Raw genomic sequence first — 16,038 nt, 5'->3', positions numbered from 1 at the left:
TTTATTTGCCTATTAATTTTTTATAGCCGAAATAAATTATACAAAAATCCACTCATGTTTTAATTAAATGATATATTTCAAGTAATTTTATGCTTGCAACTAAGCATTTTCATTTGAAGGAAAAAGAGAAAATCAACTTTTCCAAAAGAAAAACCAATGTCTTTTGTAACAGGAAATTTAAGAACCGTTTTACGACTTGAAGGCTTATCGATTCTGCTGCTCTCGGCGCTGATTTTCCATCAGTACAGCGCAGACTGGATACTGTTTGCCTGGCTGTTTCTGGTGCCGGATTTAGCTTTTTTAGGCTATGTATTCAATTCCAAATTCGGGGCAATCTTATACAACACGACCCACTCGATGATTGGACCGGCCCTGTTGCTAGCCTCAGGACTGCTAAGCGATGCTGATTTAGCCATTTCCATGGCCCTTATCTGTTTTGCACACATAGGTTTTGACCGCGCCTTAGGTTATGGCTTGAAGTATGGCAGTGGTTTTACCGACACTCATTTGGGGAAAATCGGTTCCAAAAGAGATACTTGAACAAAAGACAGCCCCCCCCTTTTGTAAAAAGCGTTGATGCCCTTCTATACGGTTCTATGTCGAAATAACCAAGACGCAAACGCAAGGGGAAAGAGCGCAATCAGCATCATCGGGCAGATTTGCGGCCATACCGCCAACAAGCAAAATCAACTGGCCGATCAACTGACTCATGAAACCATTCTAAATGCGCATTCAGCCTAACTAAATAACCCATTAAGTACTGGATTTAATCCACTTAAAAAACTATTATGGATGCAGTTTACAGATTTACGGCAATGCTATTTAGGTCAAATAAAATCGCACCTAAATCCCATAACCCGTTATAAATCAAATAATTTTCACAGCAAACACATCCTAAATACGGATATAAAACGGCAGTTTTATTACTGCTTCAAATACACTTTTTATAAGTATTAGGATGTCTAATAATAGTTATGCTTAAAAACTAAAAAAGGAGTAAACATGAAGTTAGGTTTAATTATTACTAGTACTGCACTAGTTTTATCTGTGTTTTCTGGTAGTGCTTTAGCTGAAAATACTACATCAGTCGTCGATATGGCTAAGAAAAGTGGTGTTAAACGATGTTTGAAGCAACTAGAAGCTGTCTCTAATTTTATAATTGGAGACAAGGGGCACGGCACTCATGCCTCTTGGAGTAGCACTTCTCCTGACAACAGAATGTATACATCAATGACTTCAAAAAATTACACTGATGGTAATTCTCATGTTTCTATCGTCGGTGCAATAAACTCAGAAGGAAAATGTGATACTTATTACATGGAAACGTTTGCTTTACCAAAATCTTGCATGATGGTGAGGGAGACAACATATAAAGAAATGGATTATGTTGGAACTTTGGCTGATAAAACTATAGTTCTCGAAAATGCTGGTGGTGCAAACTATTACCTTACCCCTCAAGGTACTGAAAATAGCATATGTTTAGTATCTAAAAGAGAAACTGTTTTCGAATAATCATAACAAATTGCTTAAGTCGGATTCGTATACGTGTGCCGAACTCGCGGCGCTCAAATATGGCACACGTATACTCACAGCTTAGCAAGGCGTTATAACGTTCTAGGTAGATCGTGACAGGCAAGAGAATTACAAACGACCATAGCTTTGATTGCGAAGTTTTAGCTAATAATACAGTTGAATATTTCTCGGCTTTTTATACGGATCAGAGTAGAAGCGACGTTTTGATGCTCGTTTTAAAGCTTAAGGAAATCGCACTCTATCAGCGATTCTTTCTTGATGCCGCACTTGGCTTTTGGGAAGAATGGGACGAGGAAGACAACTTCTACGATTTAGAGGATTTAGAGCATGTAGATCTTGCAAATGAGTTAAATCTTCTAGGAAAGAAAGTTTTGTCAATTGCTTGCAAAGGCTCCTTCGAAGAATTCTCTTCAATCGAATTCGTATTCGAGGGGGTGAATTTATTATTAAAATTCAGTGATCATAATGACATTGAGTCAGATATTGTGCTGGAAAGGTTATAACAAGCACCTGCAATGTGACCTCCAGCAGTCGAGGAGGTGTTATGCCTCTCTTTAATAATTGGATGCATCCACCACTGACAATTGCCCCCCTACTCTGCTAAGCACTCCGGTGCCTGAATAACCATGCCGCAGAGGAGAGCGTAAACAGCGCAATCAGCATCATCGGCCAGATTTGCGGCCAGAGAGTTTCCAGGCTCAAATCCTGCAGGAAGACACCGCGCACCACAACCAGAAAATAACGCAGTGGATCGACATAGGTCAGCCACTGGATGACATCGGGCATATTGTCGATCGGCGTCGCAAAGCCGGACAGAATCACCGCCGGCACCATAAACATAAAGGCTCCCAATAGCGCTTGCTGCTGCGTAGTGGAGAGCGCCGAAATCATCAGCCCTACACCGATCGCCGACAGTAGAAAAAAGATCAACGCGAATTGCAGCAGGAAATATTCACCGCGAAAAGGCACGCCAAACCAGAACACCGCAATCAGAATAATAATATTACTTTCCAGCAGGCCGATCATCAGCCCCGGCAGAGATTTACCAATCAGAATTTCCAACGGCACGGCCGGTGTGACCAGAAGTTGATCAAAAGTCCCCTCTTCGCGCTCGCGTGCAACCGACAAAGCGGTGACGAGCAGCGAAACGACCAGTACAATCAAAGCGACGATTCCGGGAACAAAAAACCAGTTACTTTTCAGGTTTTCATTAAACCAGTTACGTTGAACCAAGCTGACCGGCGCCTGATTCAACTGGTGGGCTTGTGCCCATTGCTCGTTAAAGGTCTTAATGACCTGCATGACATCGTTTTGCGCCAGCAAGGCGGTATTGGAGTTGCGCCCATCGACAATGACTTGCAGCTGGGTTGTGCCGGTCTCTTGCAAGCGGGATGAAAAATCGCTGGGAAAATTCAATACTATCAACGCCTCTCTATTATCAATCAAAGGCGCAACCTCTCTTTGATGGTGCAACTGCGCGACGATTTCAAAGGTGTCGGAACCGGCCAGATGGCCGATAATCTCCTGCGAAATAATTCCCTGATCCTGATTGAAGATTGCCACCGGCGCCTGTTTAAGATCAAAGGTGGCAGCATAACCGAAAACAAACAGCTGAATCATTGGCGGCCCGATGACTACAAAACGGGCGCGCTTATCCTGCAGCAATACACGAAACTCTTTAATTGTCAGCGCCCAGATACGCGCCCAGGATAACCAAGCCATTAATCCAGCCTCTTATGCGATTTTTTCAGAACAATCAGGGTAAGAATGATGCCCATGACGAACAATGCCAGCAGGTTCGGTAGCAGCACCCAAAGTATATCCCCGGCCAGAAATTCGGTTTGCAGCAACGCAACAAAATAACGCGCCGGAACGATATGCGTTACGGCCTGAATAAACAGTGGCGTACTGCCGATATCAAAAATGAAACCAGATAGCAGAAACGCCGGCAAAAAAGTAACGATAATCGCGATCTGTCCGGCGACAAACTGCGTTTTACCGACGGTGGAAATCAAGATGCCCATCGACAGCGCTACCCAAAGAAAAAGCGCCGAACTGAGCAGAAGTATCCATAAGGAGCCGCGCAACGGCACTTCAAACAGATACAGTGCCATCACCAGACTGAGCAGCATGCCGCCCATGCCGAGAATAAAATAGGGAATCACTTTGCTTAACAGCAGTTCATGGATAGAAATCGGCGTGATCAGGAGCGCTTCCATGGTTCCCCTCTCCCACTCACGCGCGACCACCAGAGAGGTCAGCAAAGCCCCGATCAGAGTCATAATAATGGCGATCAGACCCGGCACCAGAAAATAACGGCTGTTAACCTGAGCGTTGAACCAGATGCGGGTGAGCGCTTCGACCGGCTGATTCACCTTAACGCCCTGCGCTGTACCATAAGCGTTGAGCCAGGTCTGCCAGTTACCCTGTACATAGCCATTAATCAAGTTGGCGGTATTGGAATCCACCCCATTGACCAGAAGTTGTATCGGCGCCGCCCCCGAGCGGTGAAAGTCAGCGGCAAAATTGCTTTTCAAAATCAGCAGAGCCTTGATTTTGCCGTTTTGCATGGCTTGCTTGCCCTGAACCAAATTCTGAAAGGTTTGCGGGCTAAAGTAATCACTCTGGTGAAAATGACTGATGAAATCCTGAGACTCCAAGGACGGTTGTTGCTGGACGATCCCGATTTTTATATGCTTGGCGTCCAGACTGACCCCATAGCCGAAAATCAGTAACAGAATAACCGGCAAGATAAACGCAATGCTGATACTGCTCGGATCGCGAATGATCTGTAGAAATTCTTTGCGGATCAAACCACGTATTCGCATCCATTTGAGCGAAGATTGACTCATTCCCCCGCCTCCGCACTTTTATCGGCCTCGATAATATGGATAAAGGCCTCTTCCATATCGCTTCGCCCGGCTTCCTGTTTAATATCAGCGGGAGTGCCTAGCGCCATTATCCGTCCGTTGGACATAATCGCCATACGGTCACAGTACTCGGCCTCTTCCATAAAGTGCGTGGTCACCATAATGGTCACCCCTTTTTCGGCCAGCGCGTTGATTTTATTCCAGAAATCCCGTCTTCCCATGGGATCGACGCCGGAGGTCGGTTCATCCAGAAACAAAATATCCGGCTCATGCATTAACGCACAGGCCATCGCCAGACGCTGCTTGAAACCGAGCGGCAGATCCCGGCTCGGCTGCTTGAGAAGCTCTTGCAGTTCAAAAGTCTCTATCGCCCAGTCCACGCGTTCCCGGCGTTTGGTGCCTTTTAACCCGTAAATTTTGCTGTAAAAATCAAGGTTCTGCGCCACCGACATCACACCATACAGAGAAAACTTCTGCGACATGTAGCCCAGTTTGGCGCGTGCTTGGGCTCGCGCATGACGCAGATTATGTCCGGCGACCTGCAAATGACCATCAGTCGCGGGCAACAGGCCGCACAGCATACGGAAAGTGGTGGTTTTTCCGGCACCGTTGGCACCGAGCAGACCGAAAATTTCACCGCGCTGAACCTGAAATGAGAGATGATCCACAGCGACAAAATCCCCAAAGCGGCAAACCAGCTTATCGACTTCTATGGCTGGCAGGTCATCAGATACTGCGGATGCCTGTGCAAAATGTTGAACCGTTTCCTTTTCAAGAACCGGTGCGAATTCCGTCTGCTGGCTCAGAAGATCGACAAAAGCATCTTCAAAACGGGATTCGACGGCTTCAACCTGTAAACTCTGCCGATCTGCCGGTTCTATGCCCGGAAGCTTTTGCAACAGTTCCGCTGGCGTACCGACCGTGTCTCTGGTCAGTATTCGAACGCTTTCTCCCATAATAAGCGCATCCTGCACGAAAGGCTGAGCGGCCAACTGTTTTTTCAGCTGCCGTTTATGGGTAGTTTTATCGGCAGAGAGCAGAAAGGTGCGGTTTTTCAGCGGCTGGGTAAAATGCTCCGGAGCCCCTTGGGCAAGCAGTCGTCCTTCATGCAGCAGTTTAATATCATGACAGCGTTCCGCTTCATCCAGATAGGCCGTGCTAAGCAACACACTCATGCCGTTTTCCTCGACCGCCTGATAGACGATCTGCCACAATTCACGGCGCGAAACCGGATCGACACCAACGGTCGGTTCGTCCAACAGAAGCAGCTCGGGCGATTTCACCAGGGTACAAGCAAGACCCAGCTTCTGTTTCATTCCGCCGGAAAGCTTGCCGGCCAAACGATTGCCAAAGGATGACAGTCCGCTCATATCCAAAAGCTGTTGAAAACGGTCCGGGCGCTGCGCTTCCGGCAATCCCTGTAAATCGGCATACAGTCTGAGGTTTTCCATGACTGTCAGATCCTGATAAAGCCCGAACTGCTGAGGCATATAACCGATCGAGGATTGGATCGCCAACGGCGCTTTGGCCACATCTTTCCCCAATACCGTAATGCGTCCTTTATCCAGCGTCAGTAGCCCGGAAATCAAACGCATCAGCGTGGTTTTTCCGGCCGCATCGGCACCGATCAAGCCGGTCACCTGTCCGGGCCGAATTTCGAAACTGACCTCCGACAGCGCATCAATGACCCGCCCAGGCAGCTCAAACTGTTTAGAGACATTTTCAATTATCAGAGGCGATGGCGATCTGGTCGTAGTCATGGGTTGCTTCGCGGCATGTGTTTAGGAATCGGCGTTATTCTGTGCCGTGGTACCGTCACACTCTGGAGACAGTAGAGGGGAACTTTGCAGGTCGATGTTAACTGTCGCCGGCATCCCCAGACGCAGTTCGCTCTGCAGGTCACAGGTGTAGATACGAACCTGATAAACCAATTGGGTTCTCAACTCTTCGGTTTGCACCGTTTTCGGGGTAAATTCAGCCACCGGAGAGATATAACCGACCCAGCCGGAATAACGTTTACCGGGATAACTGTCGGTCATAATCTCAGCCGGCATGCCCTGTTTGATTTTCCCCAGTTCGGTTTCCGAAACATAGGCCCTTACCCATTTCGGGCTTTGCACAGCAAGCGTCATCACCACCTGTTGCGGCTGCGCCAGATCGCCCGGCTCCAGAACACGATCACGGACAATGCCGTTAATCGGTGAATGCAATACGGTATCGTCCAAGTCTTTCTGCGCCAGAGCGACCTGTGCCTGAGCCTGCTCAATCTGTGCTTTTACCTGTGCAATGTCTTCATCGCGGGCACCCATTAATGCGACCTGCCAGGCGTCATAAGTCGCAAGCTGTTGATGGCGTAACGCTTGGGCTTTGGCCTTGGCATTATCGACCGCATCCTGAGAAGCCAACTTTTTCGGCAGCAATGATTTCAAACGCTCATAGCTGCTTTGCGCCTGCTGCGCTTCCGTTTTCGCGGCAAGATAGCGGCTTTTAGCCTGGGCGATCTCTTCAGGACGGTTACCGGCAATTAATTTATCGAGCGTCGCCTGCAAGGCACTGACGCTGGACTTGGCATAATCCAACTTGGCTTGATAACGCGTGGAATCGATACTGGCCAGTTCCTGATTCTGCTTAACATGCGCGCCTTCGGAAACCTGCATTTTTTCAATTTGGCCGGAAACCTGAAAAGCCAGGTTCACCTGACGCAGATCGACATTACCATAGAGCGTAATCTGGTCAGTTTCTTCTACCCCGGTTTCGTGAAAGTAATACCAGGCAGAGAATGCCGATACAGCCAATAGAATAATGCCCAGCAGAAGCCGCTTTTTCATTCTTACTCCAAATGATAAGTGTATTGGTGATTATACTTAGCGTTAAATTAACACAAACCACTCAAGCCCGGAAAGCTAAACAGCCGCTCTTTTTTATGGACGGAAGCCACCGATAATCAAGCGCCAACTAAGATGCGAAACGAAGTACAAAATCCTTTAGTCATCAAAATGGCCATCAAAACGGATTATCTACTAAAATAGCCGCATTCCAATTCCAATAACTAAAGACCGCAGACCACGCTATGAGCGAGAAAAAATGCATTATTTCCTGGGATCGCCTGCATCGCGATTGCCGCAAGCTGTCGCAACGGATTAACCAGATGGATCGTAAATGGGATGGCATTATCGCCATTACCCGCGGCGGTATGATTCCAGCGGCGATTTTAGCCAGAGAACTCGGCATTCGTGTTGTCGATAGCATTTCGGTTCGCACCTACAGTCATCAACAGATCGAAGAGCCGGTCATCCTGAATGATGTCAGTGCCACCGAAGACGGTGAAAATTTTCTTCTGATCGACGATCTGGTCGATACCGGCGTTACCGCCAAATTTGTCCGGCAACGCTTGCCTAAAGCGTATTTCGCGACCGTGTATGCGAAACCTGAAGGCCGCCCTTTGGTCGATACCTTCATTGCCGAAGTGCCGCAAGACACCTGGATCTATTTCCCTTGGGATTTGCACTTGGACTATGTAAAACCGATCGCCAAAGAGGCCGACGAATAGCGACGAACTCGGCAAGCGTCTCTTTTCTGATCTCCAGACCGGAAACCGGCATCGATTCTCTAAGTGTCACTTAGGCTCTGCTCGAACCGATCATGCTCGTTGCGTGTTTTATCAGCGCTGTTATTTCTGATGCTGGCGGAATTGAATAATCTCAAAAATAAGTTTCACATCGCCGCACGCTGATCATTCAGAGGGCATTTAGTACGTATAAGTGCCCTAAAAAGCCATTATTTTAAAAACTTATCCCATTCTTCATAAACTTAACTGGACATTTCCGCCGCAAAGCTATAGATTAACCCTGTTGGAAAGAAGTCTTTTATTTACATCCTACATTTCGCTGTTTCAATTTAGTAACACCCGTCCTGCAGTTTTTAAGTACCAGTCTGATTTTCCAAGTTTAAGCTTTTAGAAGACGTCAAGCCTAAAAGTAACAATTGATTTAAAATTCAGGAAAACTGTCATGTCTAATGAAACAGTCAAAGGAACCGTTAAGTGGTTCAACGAAACTAAAGGTTTCGGTTTTATCCAACAAGAAAACGGCCCAGATGTATTTGCACACTTCAGCGCAATTACCGGTTCAGGTTTCAAAACCCTAGCCGAAGGTCAGCAAGTTGAGTTCACTGTAACTCAAGGCCAGAAAGGCCCTCAAGCAGAGAATATCGTTGTACTGTAATCTTTGCAGATAGATCGAATACCTCGAAAAGGCAGGCGTTAAAACCTGCCTTTTTTATTGCCTGCCGTTTTTAGACAGTCCCCCTCTTTTCCTCCTCCGCCCAGCAAAACTATAAATTTAGCTAATACAAGCATAACCCGATTCATGCCGTAAAAGTGTTGACCTTTTCATTCATACAGATAAACTAACAAACGTTAGTTAGATAACTGTAATGATTAATGGAAGTGAATATGAATAGAATTTTGAACAAAGTATGGGGCTATTGGCTGATTACCGATCTTTTACTGATTCTTGAGGTAACGGTTTGGCAAGGTTACGGTTTGATCGCCGCAACCGTATTGACGCTATTGCAGACTCTGCACTTTTTTGCGGAGAATCCGAAAGTTTCGGCGTTTCCGGTTCAAGTTCGCATCGCCTATCTGCTTTTATTGATTATCGCTTTCTGGCCGCCGTTGTACTGGCTTTTGTATCCTGTAATCCTCGGGACAACCGCAATGGTATTGTTTGATTACTGTTTCCTGGCGCGCTTTATGTCTCTCATGCCCTGGAATCATAATCAACGTTTCTCATGGTCGATGATCTATCAGACGTTTTTCAGCAAACCTGTCGAAGGTTCTGTAGCGAAGAATTGAGATTTGATCTCCCGACCGGAGATCAGAAAGGACCCTTATTCTACTAACAGCAAAATCAGTCTTATTGATTTGAATCTGACTCTTATGAGTTCCTTTTTTCCGCCGCATATGCCAACTTGCGGCGGCTTTTTATAACTAAAGAAATTCCGATTTTCTATAAAACCCGTCCCGCGTTTTCCTGCGCAACCCTCTCTTAAAACTCGCAGTCACCGGCTAAAAAGCGTTTATGGCCAGACCCACAGCACTGATTAACATAATCAAACCGGCAAAACGATTCAGACTCCGCTCCAGCGTGTGACTCTGAAACCAACGCCGAGCCTGTGTCGCCAATAAGGCATAAAAAGCCATGACCGTTGCAATCACTCCGATAATGATCGAAGTGGCCCAAAAAGCATCCAGCAAAGCGATTGGCTCGACGGAGATGAATGTCTGTAAAAAACCGATATAAAACAGAACCACTTTCGGGTCGGCAAAGATGGTCATGAATCCACACGCAAAGCGAGCGCCCGGTGTTGAGAGTTCGGCTTCGAAAACCTGGTTGGCTCTGGGTTTTCTCGACCAGTAGCGCCATCCGAGCCAGCACAAATAGGAAACTCCGAAAAGTTGAACGCCTTTGAAGGCAAGCGGAAATGCTTCAAACACGGCACTCATGCCGAAAAGAGCCAACAATACAAACAGCAGATCGCCGCTGATGATACCGAGAATCACCGGAACCGCACTCCGGAAACCGGAGGCAAGCGACTGGGAAACCGTCAACAGGACACCCGGACCGGGTGTAACGGCTAGAAAAAACATCGAAATCGTCAGGGCAACGGCACTGTATAAGGTCATAAATTTACCGTAAATTTAAACCGACTAATTAAAACGGCCTGCCAAAACTTAATCGGATAAATAATAGGTGACGGTCGAAACCACGCGTACTTTCTTGATATAGGGGGTGTTTTTATCACGGGGGATAATGCTGAACTGCCCCTGAGAAGCGGATTTAATCTTCCCAAGGACGCTCGATGAATCTTTGGCAAACTTATTGGCGACTTCACGCGCATTGCGCGTTGCCTCTTCAACCATTTCAGGTTTGACTTCATTCAAACGGGTAAACAGATACTCCGTTCTCGATTCGTAATTATTACCGGAAAGAACCACGCCCTGCTTACCCAGCTCAGAAAGCCGACTCTGTAGAGTTCTGATCCGCTCAATATTATGAGAATAGACGGTCACCGTCTGCGAAGCGGTATATCGGAATTCAGCGCGTCCCTGACCGCCGAACTGCTGCGCCAGTTTATCGGTGATTCCCGGTGCAGAAAAAGAAATTTCCGATGCTTCAACGCCTCCCGATTTCAAGAAGTCGCTGACTTTGCGGCTGTTATCTTCCAGCGTTTGATAAACCTTGGTCAGATCGTTGTCCGCAGCGGAGAATTTAATCGGCCAGATCACCACATCAGCCGGAAATTCTTTTTCCGCCAAACCCTTGACCGTTACCACGCGTTCATAGGACTTGTATTCAATTGCCGCTTTACCCAGCAGCCATCCCAGTAACCCCAAAGCAATTACCAGACTGAAACCTAAAATCAGTGCACTCGATTTCGAATTCGCGGTCATACGGCCTCCTGTTTTATGGATGTAAAGCCTACTCGACTTCCGTTTCACGTCGCTCTTTGCGTTTTTGAATTTCCTGCAGACGGGCCGCTTCAACCTGTCCACTCGGATCCGACAAGTTGGCGTAAGCGATTTCAAAAGCCCCCTGCTGGAACTTTTTCAGCCCGGTTTCGGCAAACTGAACCGTCATCGGATATTTTTTGAAAATCGCTTTCTGCTCGGTGGTGTTCATCAAGCGAACTTCGCAACTGTCGATCAACTGAATCACCGCTTCAAGTTTAAAGCCGTTGGCGCCACCGGCGAACTTACCTTTCTTCATGCGCTCGCGAACAACGATACGGTCGATCTTATAATCTTCAACCAGTTTGACCAAACTCTTTTGAAAGTAACGCAAATCACCGGCATTGTCCGGATTGCGACATTCAATTCTGCGTGCACGGCATTCCGGAAGATAGAACATCCCGGTACTGTATTCCACTAAAGCGACGATTGCATCATTAGCACTCAGCTCGATTCCTAAAACTCGCATTTGCATTTTCCTTATCTCTTTTTACTACCAACACTCATTGCATACGCTCGTCAATTAAATCCGACGTCCGATGCTTGCGCAGTAAAACAAAAAAGGCGACCGAAGCCGCCTTAACAATTTATTTGTTCTGTGACCAGGTATCTCTCAAGGCCACGGTTCGGTTAAAGACCAGACGGTCGGTGATTTTATTGTCACGACAGAAGTAGCCTTCGCGCTCGCACTGGTAGGCTTGTTCAACCGGAGCATCCGCCATACCCGGTTCGACAAATCCGTTCTTGATAATCAGCGAATCCGGGTTCAGAACCGCTTCAAAATCGTTTTCCTTGGCTGGGTTCGGTACGGTAAACAGACGGTCGTAAACGCGGAATTCAGCCGGCAGCGCCTTAGTCGATTCAACGAAGTGAATAACGCCCTTAACCTTGCGACCGTCGGCCGGATTCTTACCACGGGTATCCGGATCGTAAGAACAGTAAACGGTCGTAATATTACCATCGGCATCGGTTTCATAGCGTTCAGCCTTGATAATATAGGCGTTACGCAGACGCACTTCCTTGTCGATTGCTAGGCGCATGAACTTGCGGTTCGGCGCTTCCGGCTCGAAATCTGCGCGATCGATATAGAGTTCACGGCCGAAGAAGATTTCGCGCGTTCCCATCGCTTCATTCTGCGGGTGAACCGGAGCCTGAATGGATTCAATTTCTCCTTCGGGATAGTTTTCAATCACCAGTTTGATCGGATCCATCACCGCCATAGTACGCGGTGCGACCACATTCAAGTCGTCACGGATCGCCGCTTCGAGAATGCCCATTTCAGTCATGCTGTCCACTTTGGAAATACCGATACGCTCAGCAAAGTCGCGAAGAGAAGCCGGCGTATAACCGCGACGGCGCATACCGGAAATCGTCGGCATGCGCGGATCATCCCAGCCGTCAACCAGCTTGTCGTTGACCAGTTGGTGCAGCATACGCTTGGACATTACGGTATATTCCAGATTCAAACGCGAAAATTCGTACTGAAACGGGCGATCCGGACGTGAAAAATCATCCAAATGATCCAGAAGCCAGTCGTAGATTCGACGGTTATCCTGGAATTCCAAGGTACACAACGAGTGTGTCACGCCTTCAATACCATCGGAAATACAGTGCGCAAAATCATACATCGGATAAATGCACCACTTGTCGCCAGTCTGATGATGCGTTTCAAAACGAACACGGTATAGGGTCGGATCACGCATACACATGAACGAGGATGCCATATCGATTTTGGCGCGCAACACACACTCGCCCTCTTTAAAACCACCGGCACGCATTTTTTCGAACAGCGCCAGATTTTCTTCAGGCGAAGTATCGCGGTACGGACTGTTTTTCCCCGGTTCTTTCAGGTTTCCGCGGTATTCTCGGGTCTCTTCGGCATTAAGAAAACAGACATACGCCAGTCCCTTATTAATCAACTCGACCGCGTACTGGTAGAACTTCTCAAAATAGTTCGATGAGTATTTGATATCACCGGCCCACTTGAAGCCCAACCACTGCACATCACGTTTGATCGACTCGACATATTCCATATCCTCTTTGGCCGGATTGGTATCGTCGAAACGCAGGTTACATTCTCCCTGGTAATCTTCCGCCAGTCCGAAATTCAGACAGATTGATTTGGCGTGCCCGATATGCAGATAGCCGTTCGGTTCAGGCGGAAAACGGGTTCTGACCGATTGGTATTTATTTTTCGCTAAATCGTCATTAATGATATTACGGATAAAATTAACAGGACGTTCGATCGCTTCCGGCTTATTACTCATGGAAATATCTAACCTATAAACAAACTCATCAAGAAAAACGGGCCGCAAAACGGCCCTCTCATTATTGCGCGTGATTATAGCATAGGGCTTATAACGAGTGCGTTTTAAGGTAAGGCATTTTTATCGACAATAAGGTTTGCAATGCACCGTAAAACCGTTATTCGACAAGATAAGCCATCAGATGGATATGCAGCTTTTCGAGAACGTGAATATTTTCCAGACACTTCTCATGATCGTACAGAGGATCCTCGAGTGCGGCTTTGTTCAGTTTCCACAGATGACGGCATGTATGGATTGTGACGCGAAGTTCGTAGGCGGACGGATTGCCGACTTCCTCCCAATCGCATGGAAGCATAAGTTCCTCTTTCCCACGAAAAGGAACCACTTTGCGTGTGTCGGAACCGATAATTCGCTCGGCTCGGGCTTCTGTTTTCTCAGGTAAAGTCGCGGGGGTCAGTACAGATATGCTTGCCATAGACAGCTCTCCTTCTACTAAATGCTTTTAAATGCTATAAATTTTTAATGACCTTACCTCTGGCTCCAGTATAAAAACCGCAAGCCGTCACAGAAATAACTTTTTGTAATCGCTCTCTTTTAAAAAATTAATGTTAAATCCCGAAATCGAATGTCTGACCAAGCATCAGAAAGTAAGAACCTAATACCGGAAAACTCTGCAGGCGCATTCTCCCGGTTTATTTGGCCCTTCACCGGTATTTCAAGCAAAAGCCGCACCAGCCGATATTGAATCGCACTTAGCAGATTTAACCGGTATGCAGGAAAGCCGTAACAAGTCCGCAAAACCGGATTCTGAGCGTACAAGCTGTCTTGATACTATGAAAAGTAAACAGCATAAAAAGACCTGAAGCCCCTGACAGCAGAGCAAGCCGGCTGAAAAGAGCAGAAGAAGATGATCAAAGGAAGAAAGACGGCCGGTAACGAATCCAACCGGAGATGACTACACTTGCTGGGCCTGAAAGTCGATTTTGAACTGCTTGGCGACCCTGCCGCTGCGACCGCCCCGCAATGAAGCAAAACGGATCGCCAAACGGTGCAACTCTGAGCGATCGCCGCAATAATCGTCAAATAGTGCGTCGATCATTTGCAGGTACAGATCCTGTGCCGGCGCATAGAAAGAAAGACTGAGCCCGAAACGATCCGCTAAAGACAATCCTTCTTCGATCGAATCGCCATAATGAAGCTCACCGTTAACAGCGGCTTTGACCGACTGGTTATCTTGCTGTTTTTCAGGAATCAGATGGCGACGGTTGGAAGTTGCCATCATGAGAATATTCTCCGGCGGCAGCTCAATCGATCCTTCCATCAGCACTTTCAAATAGCGATAACGCTTGTCGCCGGCTTCGAAACTGAGATCGTCGCAATATAAAATGAACTTCCACGGCAACTCGCGTAGTTGAGCGCTAATCTCCGGAAGGTCATGAATATCATCCTTTTCCAGTTCGACAACACGCAGTCCTTGATCGCCGTATGCGTTAAGCGCCGCCTTGATCAACGAAGATTTCCCGGTTCCCCGAGCGCCCCAGAGAAGAACATGATTGGCGGGAAGACCGTTTAAAAACGCCTGAATATTAAGGTTAAAACGGCGTTTCTGTTCATCGATTCCGAGCAGTTCATGCATATCGATCGGATCAAGCGCTCTGACGCCGCGCAACCGTTGTTTGCGTCCGGACCATACCGCTGCCAGCGTCTTGTCCCAATTAATCTTTTCCACTGTTTCCGACAGAGATTCAGGCATATTCTCAGCCCCCTGAAAGTGAGTGTGGGTCCGGATGATTGTCGATCAGGTGGGTTTCAAACTCGCGCAGACGCTTGATCACCGAGAGGAATTTGGTGATATCGGTCCAGCGATCGATAAAGAAACTGAAACCTTCATTCACTTTACCGAAAGCGTTACCGGTCTGAGTGACAACCCCAAGCGTAATAATGCCTCCGAACAGAGACGGCGCCATCATCAGATACGGTAGAACAATCATCAGCTGGCCGTAGATATTCGACCACAGATTGAAGTAGGTGTAGTGATTAAACAAACGGAAGTAATTCGGGCGCAGTCCTAGAAATAACTCCGCCATTGTCGGCAGACTGGCGTAGCTTTTATCGTCTTCGGAATACACCAGATGTTTGCGGTAATGGGCCTCGACACGCTGGTTGTTGTATTCCAACCCCGGCAACTTGATACCGACTAGAAAAGAGATCAGTACCGCTCCGAGCGAGGTCAAAAAAGCGATCCATACCAGGACGCCGGGAATGTCGGATAGCCATGGAATATTCATCTGTTCGGAAAGCGCCCAAAGAATCGGGATAAAGGCGATCAGGGTCAGCAAAGAACGGAAAAAGCCCAAACCGAGCGACTCAAGTGCATTGGCAAACTGATAAGTATCTTCCTGAATACGCTGCGACGCCCCTTCGATATTCCCCGGATGCGAACTCCAGTAAGGCAGATAATAGAAGGTAATCGCCTGACGCCAGCGGAAAGCGTAATGGCGAGCAAAGTAACTGGAGACAATAGCGGCGAAAATATACGGGATGGCGATATACAGAAACTGCACCATTTTTTCCCAGAAGGCATCGATATCATTGGCCGCCTGAAGAATATCGTAGAACTCTTTGTACCACTGGTTGAGCTGAACGGTCATCTCGACCTGAAAAACCACCAGACCGAGAAGGAACAACAAACCGCCCCACGCCCAGAGCGCCCATTCTCGGGCTCCGAAAAAACTCTTTATCATAGCCTTGCAATAGCCCTTTTATTGTTTAAACGACAATCCTGTCGCAACCGAGTCGGATATTTGCGAATGATACAATCTTAAGCATTTGCTATAGGCAAAGAATGGCGAAAAGC

At 47.4% G+C, this 16,038-nt stretch carries 17 protein-coding genes; 6 read left to right on the top strand and 11 right to left on the bottom strand.

Translation table 11 applies throughout. The features are described from left to right. Positions 1-156: 156 nt before the first annotated feature. The 3 genes from HQN79_RS05440 to HQN79_RS05430 all read left to right on the top strand — a co-directional run bounded on the left by HQN79_RS05440 (position 157) and on the right by HQN79_RS05430 (position 2,036). Positions 157-540: a DUF4260 domain-containing protein gene (locus HQN79_RS05440; RefSeq protein ID WP_173284826.1), complete on the top strand. Its 384-nt coding sequence runs from the start codon at positions 157-159 to the stop codon at positions 538-540. Between the two features lie 462 nt (positions 541-1,002). Then, complete coding sequence (locus tag HQN79_RS05435) at positions 1,003-1,512, top strand: hypothetical protein (RefSeq protein WP_173284824.1); 510 nt, start codon at positions 1,003-1,005, stop codon at positions 1,510-1,512. 113 nt (positions 1,513-1,625) lie between these two features. Continuing rightward, positions 1,626-2,036, top strand: coding sequence for a hypothetical protein (locus HQN79_RS05430; protein ID WP_173284822.1), 411 nt, complete (start codon positions 1,626-1,628; stop codon positions 2,034-2,036). 97 nt (positions 2,037-2,133) lie between these two features. On the opposite strand, the gene HQN79_RS05425 is transcribed toward HQN79_RS05430, so the two are convergent. Genes HQN79_RS05425 through HQN79_RS05410 form a run of 4 tightly spaced genes read right to left on the bottom strand, consistent with a single transcriptional unit; the run spans position 2,134 to position 7,231 of the window. Next, entirely contained in the window at positions 2,134-3,255 is a 1,122-nt protein-coding gene (locus HQN79_RS05425) for an ABC transporter permease (RefSeq protein ID WP_173284820.1), read from the bottom strand. Further along, positions 3,255-4,385, bottom strand: coding sequence for an ABC transporter permease (locus HQN79_RS05420; RefSeq protein WP_202984521.1), 1,131 nt, complete (start codon positions 4,383-4,385; stop codon positions 3,255-3,257). The genes HQN79_RS05425 and HQN79_RS05420 overlap by 1 nt, the downstream gene beginning before the upstream one ends. Continuing rightward, on the bottom strand, positions 4,382-6,163 hold the full coding sequence (locus HQN79_RS05415; protein WP_173284818.1) for an ATP-binding cassette domain-containing protein: 1,782 nt from the start codon (positions 6,161-6,163) through the stop codon (positions 4,382-4,384). Before HQN79_RS05415 ends, HQN79_RS05420 begins: the two co-directional genes overlap by 4 nt. A 21-nt stretch (positions 6,164-6,184) precedes the next feature. Continuing rightward, the gene (locus HQN79_RS05410) at positions 6,185-7,231 is read right to left on the bottom strand and encodes an HlyD family secretion protein (RefSeq protein ID WP_173284816.1); all 1,047 of its coding nucleotides are present in this window, start codon (positions 7,229-7,231) and stop codon (positions 6,185-6,187) included. 242 nt (positions 7,232-7,473) lie between these two features. On the opposite strand from HQN79_RS05410, the gene gpt reads away from it, so the two are divergent. From gpt to HQN79_RS05395, 3 genes are all read left to right on the top strand, one after another. Then, the gene (gene gpt / locus HQN79_RS05405; RefSeq protein ID WP_173284814.1) at positions 7,474-7,953 is read left to right on the top strand and encodes a xanthine phosphoribosyltransferase; all 480 of its coding nucleotides are present in this window, start codon (positions 7,474-7,476) and stop codon (positions 7,951-7,953) included. Between the two features lie 460 nt (positions 7,954-8,413). Further along, positions 8,414-8,626 carry a cold-shock protein gene (locus HQN79_RS05400; RefSeq protein ID WP_173284812.1) on the top strand — a complete coding sequence of 71 codons (213 nt, stop codon included), beginning with the start codon at positions 8,414-8,416 and terminating at the stop codon, positions 8,624-8,626. Between the two features lie 230 nt (positions 8,627-8,856). After that, positions 8,857-9,258 (top strand): hypothetical protein, encoded by a 402-nt coding sequence (locus tag HQN79_RS05395; RefSeq protein WP_173284810.1) that lies wholly within the window; start codon positions 8,857-8,859, stop codon positions 9,256-9,258. Positions 9,259-9,471: 213 nt separating this feature from the next. Here HQN79_RS05395 and HQN79_RS05390 read toward each other — a convergent pair whose 3' ends face one another. From HQN79_RS05390 to HQN79_RS05360, 7 genes are all read right to left on the bottom strand, one after another. Further along, positions 9,472-10,089, bottom strand: coding sequence for a LysE family translocator (locus HQN79_RS05390; protein WP_173284808.1), 618 nt, complete (start codon positions 10,087-10,089; stop codon positions 9,472-9,474). A 48-nt stretch (positions 10,090-10,137) separates the two neighbouring features. Further along, on the bottom strand, positions 10,138-10,857 hold the full coding sequence (locus HQN79_RS05385) for an SIMPL domain-containing protein (protein ID WP_173284806.1): 720 nt from the start codon (positions 10,855-10,857) through the stop codon (positions 10,138-10,140). Positions 10,858-10,885: 28 nt separating this feature from the next. Continuing rightward, complete coding sequence (locus HQN79_RS05380; protein WP_173284804.1) at positions 10,886-11,383, bottom strand: DUF3010 family protein; 498 nt, start codon at positions 11,381-11,383, stop codon at positions 10,886-10,888. A 118-nt stretch (positions 11,384-11,501) separates the two neighbouring features. After that, positions 11,502-13,181, bottom strand: a complete 1,680-nt coding sequence (locus HQN79_RS05375) for a glutamine--tRNA ligase/YqeY domain fusion protein (protein ID WP_173284802.1) — start codon at positions 13,179-13,181, stop codon at positions 11,502-11,504. A 157-nt stretch (positions 13,182-13,338) separates the two neighbouring features. Continuing rightward, positions 13,339-13,656, bottom strand: coding sequence for a hypothetical protein (locus HQN79_RS05370; RefSeq protein WP_173284800.1), 318 nt, complete (start codon positions 13,654-13,656; stop codon positions 13,339-13,341). A 480-nt stretch (positions 13,657-14,136) separates the two neighbouring features. Beyond that, positions 14,137-14,934: an ATP-binding protein gene (locus tag HQN79_RS05365; protein WP_173284798.1), complete on the bottom strand. Its 798-nt coding sequence runs from the start codon at positions 14,932-14,934 to the stop codon at positions 14,137-14,139. Between the two features lie 4 nt (positions 14,935-14,938). Next, positions 14,939-15,925: a putative transporter gene (locus HQN79_RS05360; RefSeq protein ID WP_173284796.1), complete on the bottom strand. Its 987-nt coding sequence runs from the start codon at positions 15,923-15,925 to the stop codon at positions 14,939-14,941. Between the last annotated feature and the right edge of the window lie 113 nt (positions 15,926-16,038).

It is taken from the genome of Thiomicrorhabdus xiamenensis, from assembly GCF_013282625.1.
Classification (GTDB): domain Bacteria; phylum Pseudomonadota; class Gammaproteobacteria; order Thiomicrospirales; family Thiomicrospiraceae; genus Thiomicrorhabdus; species Thiomicrorhabdus xiamenensis.
Note: the sequence above shows the minus strand (reverse complement) of the source record. Positions and strands in the feature narration are given on the sequence as shown.

Bases quoted from the DNA above. Each gene is read 5' to 3' on its own strand.
- HQN79_RS05415 (WP_173284818.1), bottom strand. From the start codon at position 6,163: ATGACTACGACCAGATCGCCATCGCCTCTGATAATTGAAAATGTCTCT.
- HQN79_RS05360 (WP_173284796.1), bottom strand. From the start codon at position 15,925: ATGATAAAGAGTTTTTTCGGAGCCCGAGAATGGGCGCTCTGGGCGTGG.
- HQN79_RS05395 (WP_173284810.1), top strand. From the start codon at position 8,857: ATGAATAGAATTTTGAACAAAGTATGGGGCTATTGGCTGATTACCGAT.
- HQN79_RS05410 (WP_173284816.1), bottom strand. From the start codon at position 7,231: ATGAAAAAGCGGCTTCTGCTGGGCATTATTCTATTGGCTGTATCGGCA.
- HQN79_RS05420 (WP_202984521.1), bottom strand. From the start codon at position 4,385: ATGAGTCAATCTTCGCTCAAATGGATGCGAATACGTGGTTTGATCCGC.
- HQN79_RS05375 (WP_173284802.1), bottom strand. From the start codon at position 13,181: ATGAGTAATAAGCCGGAAGCGATCGAACGTCCTGTTAATTTTATCCGT.
- HQN79_RS05425 (WP_173284820.1), bottom strand. From the start codon at position 3,255: ATGGCTTGGTTATCCTGGGCGCGTATCTGGGCGCTGACAATTAAAGAG.
- HQN79_RS05390 (WP_173284808.1), bottom strand. From the start codon at position 10,089: ATGACCTTATACAGTGCCGTTGCCCTGACGATTTCGATGTTTTTTCTA.
- HQN79_RS05440 (WP_173284826.1), top strand. From the start codon at position 157: ATGTCTTTTGTAACAGGAAATTTAAGAACCGTTTTACGACTTGAAGGC.
- gpt (WP_173284814.1), top strand. From the start codon at position 7,474: ATGAGCGAGAAAAAATGCATTATTTCCTGGGATCGCCTGCATCGCGAT.
- HQN79_RS05380 (WP_173284804.1), bottom strand. From the start codon at position 11,383: ATGCGAGTTTTAGGAATCGAGCTGAGTGCTAATGATGCAATCGTCGCT.
- HQN79_RS05400 (WP_173284812.1), top strand. From the start codon at position 8,414: ATGTCTAATGAAACAGTCAAAGGAACCGTTAAGTGGTTCAACGAAACT.
- HQN79_RS05385 (WP_173284806.1), bottom strand. From the start codon at position 10,857: ATGACCGCGAATTCGAAATCGAGTGCACTGATTTTAGGTTTCAGTCTG.
- HQN79_RS05370 (WP_173284800.1), bottom strand. From the start codon at position 13,656: ATGGCAAGCATATCTGTACTGACCCCCGCGACTTTACCTGAGAAAACA.
- HQN79_RS05435 (WP_173284824.1), top strand. From the start codon at position 1,003: ATGAAGTTAGGTTTAATTATTACTAGTACTGCACTAGTTTTATCTGTG.
- HQN79_RS05365 (WP_173284798.1), bottom strand. From the start codon at position 14,934: ATGCCTGAATCTCTGTCGGAAACAGTGGAAAAGATTAATTGGGACAAG.